The following is a 13116-nucleotide window of genomic DNA, read 5'->3' as shown; positions in this document are numbered from 1 at the left end:
TCCAAGCTGCGCGAAAAATCGTCGAGCGCGGCAACGCCGCGTTCAGATAGGGTGGTCAGTTCTGGTAGTAATAGCCGCGCGGTTGGTAAACCTGCCGCGGCTGTTGCTGCTGATAGTAGTAGCCCTGCTGGCCAGTGCCCTGGTCGTAAGAGGGCCGCTGCTGCTGCTGCTGGTAGACCTGTGCGTCATAGAGCGGGCGGCTGCCGCGCGGCGCGGGATAGCGCGCGCCGGTGTCGCTGCCGTCGGCGGGATAGATGTAGTTGTCGTCCTGCGGCATGTAGCGGCGCCCGGGTGCGGCGGGAGGCGTCAGGTTCACGGGATCGCCTGACGTGGCGTACTGCTCTTCGGCCGGCTGAGGCGCGCGGGCGACTGCGGTGGGGTTGCGGCCACGCGGATTGCGGGCAAGCGCCACCTGCGCCGAGCCGGTCAGCGTCACCGTGGTGTTGAGCACGCCCTGCTGCTGCACCAGCGCATACAGCGTCGTGGCATTCTGGCGCGACAACCGCACGCAGCCATGCGAGGCGGGCGAGCCGAGCCGGCCGACCGAGTCGGTGCCATGGATGGCGTGCCCGACCTTGGTGAAGAAGATCGCGTGCGGCATCGGGGCGTCGTCGAATTCCTTGGAGTAGTGATCCTCTTCCATGCGGAAGGCACGGAACGCGCCGTTCGGCGTTTCGCGCGAGGGAATGCCAGTCGACACCGGCCAGTGGTAGCGCGCGACGCCGTCGACGGCGACGGTCATCTGCTGATTGTCCTTGTCGACGGTGATCTCGACCTTGGCTTGCGCGGTGCCCGCGCTCAAAAGCATCAGGGAGCTGAAAGCAATAAAAAACGAACGCATCTGACTTCTGGCCTCCGGCCTGTTCACGCTAGGCGCCGCGGCTCTCCGTCCCCGGCGTGCACTATGCCTGCAATCCGGCTTTCGTTCCAGCGGCCTGCCCGTCCATCGTTAACGGGACGCCCGGCGTAAGCAAGGCCGCTTTGTGCCGCAAAGCCAGCGGCGGCGCTGACATTTTCGCGAGCGGGATGCATTCACAACGCCGACAATTCGTCACAATGGTGCAACCATTTGGCCGCTCGGTGCGTTGACGGCGACCTGCCTCGACTGGCGGCTTCCGCTGCCGGTTTTACCTTTGGGAATGAAGATGAACAGAGTTCGCGCCACCGCCGCTTCACGGCCGGCCGGTCTGCCTTTCAGTCTGCTCTTCGCTGGCGCCGCTGTTCTGGCCGCCCTGTCCTGTGTGCCACAGCCTGGGCATGCCCAAGGCATCGTGCGCGGCGCTCAGGAAGGCTCCTATGAAGGCAATCGTATTGCCGGCCCGGAAGACGGTGCGGTCGGAGGCGTCGTCGGCGCCGGTGTCGGCGGTGCCGTCGGCGCAGTCGAGGGTGTGTTCGGCATTCCCCATCGCGGCCACCGTCGCTGCCGCGGCTATTACGACGGGTACAACCGCTTCCATTGCTATCGGTAGCCGCTGGCGATTCCGGCGCGCGCCCCGGAATAAAGGCCGGGGTCAATTCTTCAACCGATATCCCGTGCGGAAAATCCACCAGATCACCACCAGGCAGATCACCAGGAACGCCGTGGTCATGCCGATGCTGACGGACACGCTGACGTCCGCGATCTCGTAAAAACTCCAGCGGAAGCCGGAGATCAGATAGACGACCGGATTGAGCAGCGCCACCGTGCGCCAGGTGGGCGGCAGCATGTCGATGGAATAGAAGCTGCCGCCGAGAAAGGTCAGCGGCGTCACCACCAGCATCGGGATCATCTGCAGCTTTTCGAACCCGTCGGCCCAGATGCCGATGATGAAGCCGAACAGGCTGAACGTCACCGCCGTCAGCACCAGGAAGGCCAGCATCCAGACCGGATGATGGATGTGCAGCGGCACGAACAGCCCGGCCGTGGCGAGGATGATCAGGCCGAGGATGATCGATTTGGTCGCGGCCGCGCCGACATAGCCGAGCACGATCTCGAAATAGGAGATTGGCGCCGACAGGATCTCGTAAATCGTGCCGGTGAATTTCGGGAAATAGATGCCGAACGACGCGTTGGCGATGCTCTGCGTCAGCACCGAGAGCATGATCAGGCCGGGCACGATGAAGGTGCCGTAGCTGACGCCCTCGACCTGGCTGATGCGCGAGCCGATCGCGGCGCCGAACACCACGAAATACAGCGAGGTCGAGACCACCGGCGAGACGATGCTTTGCAGCAGCGTCCGCCAGGTGCGCGCCATTTCGAACAGATAGATGGCGCGGACAGCCCGGTAGTTCATGACGCCCTCACGAGGTCGACGAAAATGTCCTCGAGCGACGATTGGGTCGTGTCGAGATCGTTGAAGCGGATGCCGGCGGTGCGGAGGTCGCCGAGCAGGCTGGTGATGCCGGTGCGCTCGCCCTTGGTGTCGTAGTCATAGACCAGCGTCGCGCCGCCGTCGCAGAGGTCGAGCTCGTAATGGCCGAGGCTCTCCGGCAGCGCATCGAGCTTGCCCTGCAGATGCAGCGTCAGCCGCTTCTTGCCGAGCTTCTGCATCAAGGTGGCCTTGTCCTCGACCAGCACGATCTCGCCCTTGTTGATGACGCCGATGCGGTCGGCCATCTCCTCGGCTTCCTCGATGTAATGCGTGGTCAGGATGATGGTGACGCCGGATTGCTGGAGCGTGCGCACCACCTCCCACATGCCCTTGCGCAGCTCGACGTCGACGCCGGCGGTCGGCTCGTCCAGGAATAGGATCTGCGGCTCGTGCGACAGCGCTTTGGCGATCATCACGCGGCGCTTCATGCCGCCGGAGAGCGTGATGATCTTGCTGTCCTTCTTGTCCCACAGCGAGAGATCCTGCAGCACCTTCTCGATGTGCGCAGGGTTCTTCGGCTTGCCGAACAGGCCGCGGGAGAAGCTCACGGTCGCCCATACGCTCTCGAAGGCGTCGGTGTGCAGTTCCTGCGGCACCAGCCCGATCAGCGAGCGCGCTTTGCGGTACGAGGTCTGGATGTTCTCGCCGCCGACCAAAACCTTGCCTTCGCTCGGATTGGCAATGCCGCAGATGATCGAGATCAGCGTGGTCTTGCCGGCGCCGTTGGGGCCGAGCAACGCGAAGATCTCGCCCCGCTTGATGTCGAGATTGACGTTCTTGAGCGCCTTGAAGCCGGACCCATAGGTCTTCGACAAATTGGCGACGGAAATGATGGAGGACATGATGGCCGCAAGTCCGAGGGGCAAATGCTGGGGAGGGGAGGCTGGAACCTGCCGGGAGGGGCGGGTCAGCGGAGCCCTGAGATAGGAATGCCCTTGCCCGGCTGCAATCGGCGGGAGAAAAATGGTCTCAAAACAGGCTCTTCCGTGGCAGGTTACGGGCAAGTGTTGCGCGATGGTCACGGCCTGCTGTTAAGATCGTCGTTCACGCGGCTCTTTGTTGCGTCTGCGAGCAGGCCATGGCTACGATTCCGGCCAATCGCGAAGCGTATTCCCCGGGGAAAACATCGATGAGACCGAACGGCCGTCACACCGCCGGCGCCAGCCAGTTGTCCGCCCTCCGTGTGTGGGCGATGGGCCTGCTCCTGCTGTCAGCTGTTGCCATGAGCCCGACCACCGCCAAGGCGGCGCCGAGCCAGTCCGCGGCCGCGACCACGCATGTCTATTTGCTCCGCGGCGTGCTCAACATCTTCTCGCTCGGTCTCGACACGATCGGCGCCCGGCTCCAGGCGCAGGGCATCCCGGTGACCGTCGCGAATTTCGTGTCCTGGTCCTCGCTCGCGGATGAGGCCGCCACCGCCTACAAGGCCGGCCGGCTCAAGACCATCGTGCTGGTCGGGCACTCCTCCGGCGCGACCGCGCTGCCGGACATGATCGCCAAGCTCAACCGCCTCGGCGTTCCCGTGAAACTCGCGATCGGGCTCGACTCCGTGTTCAAGACCAAGCTCTCCACCGGCGCGGAGCGCTACATCAACATCTATATCGGCGACGGCCCCGGCGAGCCGGTGAAGCGCGCCGACGGCTTTCGCGGCAAGCTCGACAATGTCGACGTTCGCGGGTCCGGCGTCGGCCACATCTCAATCGACAAGAACGAGGCGATCCAGCGCCGGGTGATCGCCGAGATCGACGCTGCAATCATGCGCTCGCGCGCACCTGCTCCGGTTGCCGAACCCGGCGCGCCCAGGCCGGCGCGGTCGGCGGCGGCAACGGCTCCGGCGAGGAACTAGGCGGCCGTCACGCGGACCGGCATGCTCTCCAGCCCGCGCAGGGAATTGTTGAGCCTGCGTGTCGGCTCTGCCGTGAGCTCGATGGTCTTCACGCGTTTTGCGAGCTCGCTGAAGATCAATTCGCCTTCCAGACGTGCGATCATCTGGCCGACGCAGGCGTGGATGCCGGCGCCGAAACCGACATGTCCGGTCGCGAGACGTTCGACGTCGAAGCGGTCGGGCTTGTCCCAGCGCACGGGATCGCGGTTGGCGGAGGCCATGAACAGCAGAACTTTGCGGTTTGCGGGGATCACGCCGCCGCCGATCTCGACATCGCGCGAGGTGGTCCGAAAGAACGTCTGCACAGGTGAATCATAACGCAGCCCTTCCTCGAAAGCATTGCGCGCCAGCTCAGGCCTATGGTGCAGCTTGCGGTATTCATCCGGGTGAGTGGCGAGTGCGAGCAGGGTATTGCCGATGCCATTGACGGTGGTGTCGATCCCGGCGGTGAGGAACGGTCGCACCAGATGGGTCGCTTCGTGCTCGCTGATCTCGCCTTCGTCGGCGGCCTGATAGATCATCATGCCGAGCCCGTCCGGCCGCAGCGCATCTCGCGCGCAACATTCCATGATCCAGCTCTGCGCGGCGAGCCCGTCTTGCCGTGACGCTGCCAGCGTCTCGTTCTCCGGGCCAAAGCTGTCGAACACAAACGTGCTCCAGGCCAGCAGCTTGTCGCGGCCGTCCGGGCGGATGCCGATCGCATCCGGAAAGACCTTCATCGGGTAGGCCTCGGCGAGATCGGCGACTGCATCGAACGTGCCCTTGTCGATCAGCTCCGAGACCTTCTTCTCGGCCTCCTGTTGAAATGTTTCGCGCAGTCGCCGCGCGACACCTGGGGACAGGGTGCGGCCGAGGACGCGCCGGCCCTTGTCGTGATCGGGGGGATCGATCTGGAGCGTCAGCGGCTTTGGCAGGGCCGGGTTCATTCCGTGCAGCCCGACACCCTCGCCGCTGATGAACGTCTTCCAGTCCTTCAGGGCCGGCTCGACTTCGGCATAGCCTGCCATGGCCCACACGCCGTAGCGCTCTAATGCGAACGCGGGACCGAGCGCGCGCAACGCCGCATAGGCGGGATAGGGGTCCATCAGGAAATCTGGCGCAAACGGGTCGGCCAGACTCGATGCAATGCCGCTCATGGTCAGCTCCCTCCCGCTATTGCTTGGTCAGCGGACACTGGCCTTCGCTCTCGGGGCGGAACGCGTCCTCGCCCCTGATCGTGGCAACGACCTTCAGCAGATCCCAGGTCGATGTCGACTCTTCCGGCGCCTTGACCTGGAGCAGATAGAGCGGGTGGATCTTGCGTCCGTCCTTGCGGATGTAGCCCTTGCCGTACAGCGGATCGTCGGTGGGCATTTCCTTCATCGCCGCCACCACCGCCTTGCCGTCCTTGGGACTGCCGACCTTGTCGACCGCCTTGAGATAGTGAATCACCGAGGCATAGACGCCGGCCTGCATGTCGTTTGGGTAGGCCTTCGACGGAATGCGTTCGGCGAACCGCTTGGCGAAAGCCCGCGTGCCGTCGTTCAGATCCCAGTAGAACGGGTTCATGATCTGCGCGCCCTGCGCAAACTTCAGCCCGAGCGCGGGGAGGCCGTTCATGCCCAGGATCAACCCGACCAGCTTGTGGTCCTTGGTCAAACCGAACTCGGCGGCCTGCTTCATCGACGTGATGGTATCGTCACCGGCGTTGGCGAAGCCGACGACGTTCGCGCCCGACGCCTGGGCCTGGAGCAGGAAGGAAGCGTAGTCGGCCGTTCCCAGCGGATGCCGGACGCTGCCAAGCACCTCGCCGCCAGACGCCTTGACGGCCTCCGCCGCCTGCTTCTCCAGATCGTGACCGAAGGCGTAGTCGGCGGTGATGAAGAACCACTTCTTGCCGCCCTGCTGGACGATCGCCTTGCCGAGGCCGCGCCCGTAGGCGTAGGTGTCGTAGGTCCAGTGCACGGTGTTCGGCGTGCATTTTTCGCCGGTCAGAAGCACCGTTCCGGCGCCCGATCCGACGAAGACCTTGTTCTTCTCGGCGCTCATGCCGGCCACGGCGAGCGCGATCGACGAGTTCGGAATGTCGAAGATCGCATCGACGCCGTCGTTCTCGTACCAGCGCCGCGCGATGCCGATCCCGATATCCGTCTTGTTCTGGTGATCCGCCGCGACGACCTCGACGGGCTTGCCGCCGGCCTTTCCGCCAAAATCCTCCACCGCCATTTTGGCGGCGACGACCGAGCCGACGCCTTGATAGCTCGCGAACGGACCCGACTGGTCGTTCAGGATGCCGATCTTCACCGCGTCCTGCGCGAATGCCGGCGCGGCCGCAGCCAGCATCAGGGCCGAAATGCACAATTTGTGCAGGAATTTGCTGTTCATTGTCTCCCTCCCGTGGGCGGTCTTGGCGCCGCTGAATAATAGTTATATTTTATATCTATTTTCGGGAGAGTCAATTCGGCGGACTTTTGGCCGTCGCGCTTCGAGGATCATGAGCCCGTGAGACCCGTAGGGAAGTCCGGCCAGCAGCCGGAGAAATCGTTGAACTTGCAGGCGCTCCAGCGCACCCCGGGCTTCATGCTGCGGCTCGCACAGCTGAAATTCTTCGAGGGCTTCTACGAAGCGTTCGCCGCATTGGGCGTGACCCCCGCGACCTATGCGATCTTCGTCGTCATTCGCGACAATCCTGGCGTTCCCCCGAGCAGCCTTGCAAGCCTGCTGCGGCTGCGCCTGCCCAATCTGATCAAGATCCTGAACGAGCTCGAATCGTCGGGCTTCATCAAGCGCAATCGCTCGAAGGCGGATCGCCGCGCCGTCGAGCTCGTGCTCACGCCCAAGGGCGCGAAGCTCATTCACGAGGCGGCAAGGCTGACGAAGCCGTACAACAAAAAGATGCTCGTCCCGCTCAGCGAGGCCGAGCAGCGCACCTTGCTCGAATTGCTGAACCGGATTCTGCCGTTTTGAGCTCGCGGACGCCCCCGTCGGCAAGAGCGAGCCGCGCTCGTCCAGCGCCGCAGGGCCGGTTCCGTGCCCCAAAAACCACCCAATCGGTGGTCACTAAGCCGGGCGGGGGAGGCCTTTGCCTTCCGTAGTGGGACTGCTGGACTGATGATTGACCCAAGGCGAATTGTGGTGCTGGCAGCCGTTGCGCTGCTCGCCTTGAGCACCGGGACGGCCGTTGCCTCACCTGCCAAGACGAAGCCGACCGCGGCGGCACCCGCCGCGCCGCCGCCCCCGCCCTTCGAGCCATTGGCGCTGCCGAAAATCTATCTGTTCCGTGGCGCCATGGGGCCGTTCTTCTCCACCGGCATGGACCGGCTCGAAGAGAAGCTGACGCAGGCCGGCTTTTCGGCCAACGTCTATGAATTCACCATCTGCCGATGGATCGGCGACCGCGCCATCTCCAGCTACAAGGAAGCGCCGGCGCCGATCGTGCTGATCGGGCACTCGATGGGCGGGCTGTGCTCGGTCGTCATCTCCGAGATGGCGGCCAAGGAGAACATCCCGATCAGCCTCGTCATCACCATCGATCCCGCGCACGCGACCGGCGACGTGCCGCTCAATGTCGAGCGCTTCATCAACATCTTCCTTTCCGACAGCGTGCTCGGCGGCGGCAACGTGGTGGCGGTGCCGGGCTATCGCGGTCATTACGCGAGCTACGACCTGAAGGAAAACGCGCGGGTCAGCCACATCAACATCGAGAAGTCCGACGACATCCATCGTCAGATCGTCGAGATGGTGACGCAGTTGCCGCGCATCCCGCCCCAGACGCAGGTCGATGCCGTGCCGCTGCGCTATCTCGTACCGGCAAATACGCTGGTCGAATTGTGGGATAGCGGCGTGCGGCTGCCGGTGCGCCGGGGCGACACCATGGAGAGCATCGCGGCAGCCAATCGCGTGCCGCTGTGGTCGCTCGCGCAGAGCAACTCGCTACCGGAGAACGCGCCGCTCACCCCCGGCCAAACCATCATCGTCCCGCGCCATCTGGCGCCGCCGGAGCCGGCCGCGGCGATGGCGGTGCCACCGCCGGCGCGGAGGTAGGGCGCTCCGCCTCTCCCCGCGCAAAGCGGAGCGAGGGGGCGCACCGACGTTGTCGCGCCGGATTCAGCCTACGCGTTCGATCCCTGGATCGCGTCGATCACGGCATCCGTCACTTCCTTCGTCGTCGCCTTGCCGCCGATGTCAGGGGTCAGCACGCCGGCCGCGCAGACGCGCTCCACCGCCGCCATCAGCCGCACCGCGGCATCCTTCTCGCCGAGATGCTCCAGCATCTGCGCGCCGGTCCAGAATGTCGCGACCGGATTGGCGATGCCCTTGCCGGTGATGTCGAAGGCCGAGCCGTGGATCGGCTCGAACATCGAGGGGAAGCGGCGCTGCGGATCGATATTGGCGGTCGGCGCGACGCCGAGGCTTCCGGCCAGCGCGCCCGCGAGGTCGGAGAGGATGTCGGCGTGGAGGTTGGTCGCAACGATGGTGTCGAGGCTCTTCGGATGCAGCGTCATCCGCACGGTCATGGCGTCGACCAGCATCTTGTCCCAGGTCACGTCGGGGAATTCGGCCGCGACCTCGGCGGCGATCTCGTCCCACATCACCATGCCATGGCGCTGCGCGTTCGACTTGGTCACGACGGTCAGGAACTTGCGCGGGCGCGACTGCGCGAGCTTGAACGCATAGTGCATGATCCGCGTCACGCCGACGCGGGTGAACACCGCGACTTCGGTGCCGACCTCTTCGGGGAGACCCCTGTGGGCGCGGCCACCCATGCCGGCATACTCGCCCTCCGAATTCTCGCGCACGATCACCCAGTCGAGATCGCCGACGCCGACATTGCGCAGCGGCGAAGCGACGCCCGGCAGGATCTTGGTCGGCCGCACATTGGCGTATTGGTCAAAACCCTGGCAGATCGGCAGGCGCAGGCCCCACAGGGTGATGTGATCGGGCACGTCGGGCGCACCGACCGCGCCGAAATAGATCGCGTCGAACTTCTTCAATTCGTCGAGGCCGTCAGCCGGCATCATCACGCCGTGCTTCTTGTAATAGTCCGAACCCCAATCGAACGTCTTGATGTTGAAGGCGAGGTCGCCGCTGCGTTTGGCCAGCGCCTCCAGCACGCGAATGCCGGCGGAGATGACCTCGGGGCCGATGCCGTCGGCGGGGATCGCTGCAATCGAATGGGTGCGCATGAGATGCTCCGTTTGAGATGTCAGTGGGATTGCGGGACGGGTTCGACCGGCGCGGTCTTCGCGCGCGATCCAGATCCGTGCGCCGACCTTGTGCAGGATGACGTTGGAGGGCACCTCGAACAGGAAATAGCCCCAGAAGAAGATGCCGGCGCCAAAACCGTAGACCGTCGGCGACAGGCCGATGTCCTTGTTCATCGTCAGCGAGGCAAAGCCGATATTGACGCGATCGATGAAGGCCACGAAGTAGAGCAGCATGATGAAGGGAACGATCCGCCACGTGATCTTGCGCAGCACGCGCGTCTGAATCTCGCTCGCCACCTTGGCCTCGCTGAAATTCCGATTGTTGTTGTGAGGCAAACCGAAGGTCTACGCCGGCTATCAGCGTAGGCGACGGGAGGAGGCATACTCAATCGGCACTGGTTTATACAAAAAAATGATATAATCTTCGCCGGGAAGGCTGCCGCAGCGTCATGGCCGGGCTTGTCCCGGCCATCCACGAACTTCCCGGCGGCGCAAAGAACGTGGATACCCGCGATATGCCCGGGCATGACGACGACCTCGCGTAAATCTTCGAGCGGGTTCGGGCGAAACGAGAGGATCTGTGAGATGGAATTGCATCAGCTCCGATGCTTCCTGGCGGCGGCCGAGCAGTTGCATTTCGGCCGGGCGGCGCAGCATCTCCAGATGTTGCCCTCCGCACTCGGCCGCCAGATCAGGCTGCTGGAGGAGGATCTGGGCACGCGGCTGTTCGCGCGGACGACGCGCGCGGTGTCGCTGACTGAAGACGGTGCGACTCTGCTGCGCGATGCCCGTGCCATCCTCGCGCGCGTCGAGGCAGTCGAGAGCAATCTGCGCAATCGCTCGCGCGCGGGGGCTGCTCGCAAACTCCGCGTCGGCGCCATCGACAGTGCCGCGGCGGGACTGTTGCCGGCGTTGCTTCGCGATTTTCGCGCAAAGCATCCGGAGGTCGCGGTGCAGCTTCTGGAGGAGAAGACCATCCGGCTGCTGCCAAAGATATTGACCGGCGCGCTCGATCTCGCCTTCGTGCGTCCCCCGGTTCAGCCGGACAAGCGGCTCGAATTCCGCGATCTGCTGCAGGAGACAGCCATCGTGGCGTTCCCGCAGCGCCACGCGCTGGCCGGCCGCAAGTCGATCACGCTGGCGGAGATCGCCGAGGAGGCGATGCTGGTGCCGGACCGCCGCTCGCGGCCGCACAGCCACGACCTTACGATAAGACTGTTCGAGCAGGCAGGCCTCACGCCGCGCATCGTGCAGGTCGCCGACGAGAAGCAGACCATCATCAATCTCGTCGCAACCAAGCTCGGCGTCGCGATCGTGCCGCGCTGGACCACGCGCATGGCGGTATCAGGCGTGCGCTTCGTGCCGCTGCGGCCCAAGCAGATCGGACCCGTCGGCCGGCTGCCGCTCGCTGCCGCATGGCTGCGCGGCTCCCGCGATCCGGCCCGCGACGCGATGCTGTCCGTGCTCGAGACGCGCCTGCGCAGCTATGCGCGGGACGCTTGAGCGGCTATGACTTCGGCGTGGCGAGAGGGGTGATGCGATGACTGAACGGAGAGCTTCGGACGAATTGCGGGTGGCCATCGCAGGGCTGGGCTCGATCGGCACCAAGATTGCGACCGCGCTCGATGAGGGCATCGCGGGGCTGACGCTCTCCGCCGTGGCGGTGCGCGATCGCGCAAAGCATCAGACGTTCCTCTCCGGCCTGCGTCATCCGCCGCAAATCCTGCCGATCGACCAGCTCGGCGACGCCGCCGACATCGTCGTCGAATGCGCGCCGAGCAGCCAACTGCGCGCGATCGTCGAGCCTGCGGTGAAGCGCGGCAAGGCCGCGGTCGTCGTCAGCGTCGGCGGGCTGCTCGACAATTTCGATCTTGTCGATCTTGCCCGCGCCAATGGCGGCCGCATCCTGGTGCCCACGGGCGCGCTGATCGGGCTCGACGCCGTCAACGCGGCCGCGATCGGCACCATCCATTCGGTGAAGATGGTGACGCGCAAGCCGATCGACGGCTTGAAGGGCGCGCCGTTCATCGTTCAGAACAACATCGATATCGTCAATCTGCGCGAGCCGCTCAAGCTGTTCGAGGGCACCGCGCGAGAGGCTGCAAAAGGCTTTCCGGCCAATCTCAACGTTGCGGTCGCGCTGTCGCTCGCGGGTGTCGGGCCGGATCGCACCTCCGTGCAGATCTGGGCCGATCCGACCGTGACGCGCAACGTTCATCGGATCGAGGTCGAGGCGGATTCGGCGCGGTTCTCGATGTCCATCGAGAACATCCCGTCGGAGAATCCCAAGACCGGGTTGATCACGGCGCTGTCCGTGATCGCGCTGCTGCGCAAGCAGCGCGCCACGCTCAGTGTTGGAACGTGACCGTCAAGCGCCGGTGACACGCCAGATCACGTTGCCGACGTCGTCGGCCATCAGCAGCGATTTGTCGGGACCGATCGCGACGCCGACCGGGCGGCCGTAGGATTCCTTCTCGTCGGGCGCCAGGAAGCCCGACAGGATGTCGCGCGCCGGGCCGGAGGGGCGGCCGTTCTCGAACGGGATGAACACGACCTTGTAGCCGGACAGCTTGCTGCGATTCCAGGAGCCGTGCTGGCCGATCACCATGCCGTCAGGGAAGCCCGGCAGCGTGCCTGCCGGCATCCAGCACAGGCCGAGCGAAGCGGTGTGGCCGCCGAGCGCGTAGTCCGGCGTGAGCGCCTTGGCGACCATCGCCGCATCCTGCGGCACGCGATCGTCCACCGTCTTGCCCCAGTAGCAATAGGGCCAGCCGTAGAAGCCGCCGTCGCGCACCGAGGTCAGATAGTCCGGCGGCGTTTCGTCGCCGAGGCCGTCGCGCTCGTTGACGACGGTCCAGAGCACGTTGGTGGTCGGCTCCCAGGCGAGACCAACCGGATTGCGCAGGCCGGCGCCGAAGATGCGGTGCGTGCCGGCGACGAGATCGAGCTCATAGACCGCGGCGCGGCCTTCCTCGACCTCCATGCCCATCTCGGCGATGTTGCTGAGCGAGCCGACGCCGGCATAGAGTTTCTTGCCGTCGGGACTTGCCAGCAGGCTGCGGGTCCAGTGGCCACCCGGCTTGAAATTGGTGAGGCGCTTGCCCGGCGGGGTGATGCGGTCGGCGTTCGCCACGTACGGGAAGGCCATCACGCCATCGGTGTTGCCGACATAGAAGGTGTCGCCGACCAGCGCCATGCCGAACGGCTGGCTGAGATTTTCCATGAACGCGCCGCGATACTCCGCGACGCCGTCGCCGTCCTTGTCGCGCAGCAGCGTGATGCGGTTGGCGCTGACGCCGAGCGCGGCGGCGCGCCGCATCGTCGCCTGCATTGCGTAATGAAACACCGACCTCGGCGCCCCCGCGATCTGCGTCGCCTCCGCGATCAGCACGTCGCCATTGGGCAGCACCTCGATCCAGCGCGGATGGTCGAGACCGGTTGCGAACGCGTTGACCTTGAGCCCGGGGGCGACCGTCGGCTTCTGTCCTTCGCTCCAGCCCCTCGCGCTCGGCATCTTCAGTGTCGGGATGGCGCCTTGCGGCTTTGCTTCGGGAATGGCCGGCGACTGGCCCCAGGCCGGCGCAGGCACGGTGCCCGACAGCTTCCGCCATTGCAGCGCGATGCCGCCGAGGAGCGCAACGAACTGCGCAAAGATGCTGGAAAAAGTCATGAGAGGCCGCCCCTGTTTGCGCGC

At 65.1% G+C, this 13116-nt stretch carries 13 protein-coding genes; 6 read left to right on the top strand and 7 right to left on the bottom strand.

Annotated features, from left to right (window positions below; genetic code table 11):
• Positions 1–55 precede the first annotated feature (55 nt).
• Positions 56–841 (bottom strand): L,D-transpeptidase, encoded by a 786-nt coding sequence (locus tag IVA88_RS30840; protein ID WP_247500954.1) that lies wholly within the window; start codon positions 839–841, stop codon positions 56–58.
• 304 nt (positions 842–1145) lie between these two features.
• On the opposite strand from IVA88_RS30840, the gene IVA88_RS30835 reads away from it, so the two are divergent.
• Positions 1146–1469, top strand: a complete 324-nt coding sequence (locus IVA88_RS30835; protein ID WP_247500953.1) for a hypothetical protein — start codon at positions 1146–1148, stop codon at positions 1467–1469.
• A gap of 42 nt (positions 1470–1511) precedes the next feature.
• Here the strand turns inward: IVA88_RS30835 and IVA88_RS30830 are convergent, their stop codons facing one another.
• Together IVA88_RS30830 and IVA88_RS30825 are read right to left on the bottom strand one after the other, a co-directional pair.
• On the bottom strand, positions 1512–2273 hold the full coding sequence (locus IVA88_RS30830) for an ABC transporter permease (RefSeq protein ID WP_247500952.1): 762 nt from the start codon (positions 2271–2273) through the stop codon (positions 1512–1514).
• Positions 2270–3193, bottom strand: a complete 924-nt coding sequence (locus tag IVA88_RS30825) for an ABC transporter ATP-binding protein (protein ID WP_247500951.1) — start codon at positions 3191–3193, stop codon at positions 2270–2272. The genes IVA88_RS30830 and IVA88_RS30825 overlap by 4 nt, the downstream gene beginning before the upstream one ends.
• A 287-nt stretch (positions 3194–3480) precedes the next feature.
• On the opposite strand from IVA88_RS30825, the gene IVA88_RS30820 reads away from it, so the two are divergent.
• The gene (locus IVA88_RS30820; protein ID WP_247500950.1) at positions 3481–4197 is read left to right on the top strand and encodes a hypothetical protein; all 717 of its coding nucleotides are present in this window, start codon (positions 3481–3483) and stop codon (positions 4195–4197) included.
• Here IVA88_RS30820 and IVA88_RS30815 read toward each other — a convergent pair.
• Both IVA88_RS30815 and IVA88_RS30810 read right to left on the bottom strand, forming a co-directional pair.
• Positions 4194–5372, bottom strand: a complete 1179-nt coding sequence (locus IVA88_RS30815) for a cytochrome P450 (RefSeq protein WP_247500949.1) — start codon at positions 5370–5372, stop codon at positions 4194–4196. The genes IVA88_RS30820 and IVA88_RS30815 overlap by 4 nt on opposite strands.
• A gap of 16 nt (positions 5373–5388) precedes the next feature.
• Positions 5389–6600: an ABC transporter substrate-binding protein gene (locus tag IVA88_RS30810; protein WP_247500948.1), complete on the bottom strand. Its 1212-nt coding sequence runs from the start codon at positions 6598–6600 to the stop codon at positions 5389–5391.
• A gap of 117 nt (positions 6601–6717) precedes the next feature.
• On the opposite strand from IVA88_RS30810, the gene IVA88_RS30805 reads away from it, so the two are divergent.
• Positions 6718–7182 (top strand): MarR family winged helix-turn-helix transcriptional regulator, encoded by a 465-nt coding sequence (locus IVA88_RS30805; RefSeq protein WP_247500947.1) that lies wholly within the window; start codon positions 6718–6720, stop codon positions 7180–7182.
• Between the two features lie 144 nt (positions 7183–7326).
• A complete protein-coding gene (locus IVA88_RS30800) occupies positions 7327–8259 on the top strand; it encodes a LysM peptidoglycan-binding domain-containing protein (protein ID WP_247500945.1) in 933 nt (310 codons plus the stop codon).
• A gap of 68 nt (positions 8260–8327) precedes the next feature.
• Here IVA88_RS30800 and IVA88_RS30795 read toward each other — a convergent pair whose 3' ends face one another.
• On the bottom strand, positions 8328–9401 hold the full coding sequence (locus IVA88_RS30795; protein ID WP_247501233.1) for a tartrate dehydrogenase: 1074 nt from the start codon (positions 9399–9401) through the stop codon (positions 8328–8330).
• A gap of 606 nt (positions 9402–10007) precedes the next feature.
• Here IVA88_RS30795 and IVA88_RS30790 point away from each other — a divergent pair.
• Together IVA88_RS30790 and IVA88_RS30785 are read left to right on the top strand one after the other, a co-directional pair.
• Complete coding sequence (locus IVA88_RS30790; RefSeq protein WP_247500944.1) at positions 10008–10925, top strand: LysR substrate-binding domain-containing protein; 918 nt, start codon at positions 10008–10010, stop codon at positions 10923–10925.
• A 37-nt stretch (positions 10926–10962) separates the two neighbouring features.
• The gene (locus IVA88_RS30785; protein WP_247500943.1) at positions 10963–11787 is read left to right on the top strand and encodes an aspartate dehydrogenase; all 825 of its coding nucleotides are present in this window, start codon (positions 10963–10965) and stop codon (positions 11785–11787) included.
• A gap of 3 nt (positions 11788–11790) precedes the next feature.
• Here IVA88_RS30785 and IVA88_RS30780 read toward each other — a convergent pair whose 3' ends face one another.
• Positions 11791–13092, bottom strand: a complete 1302-nt coding sequence (locus tag IVA88_RS30780; protein ID WP_247500942.1) for a sorbosone dehydrogenase family protein — start codon at positions 13090–13092, stop codon at positions 11791–11793.
• Between the last annotated feature and the right edge of the window lie 24 nt (positions 13093–13116).

The sequence above is a fragment of the Bradyrhizobium sp. 149 genome, assembly GCF_023073915.1.
Taxonomy (GTDB): Bacteria; Pseudomonadota; Alphaproteobacteria; order Rhizobiales; family Xanthobacteraceae; genus Bradyrhizobium.
This window is presented reverse-complemented; position numbering and strand designations above follow the sequence as displayed.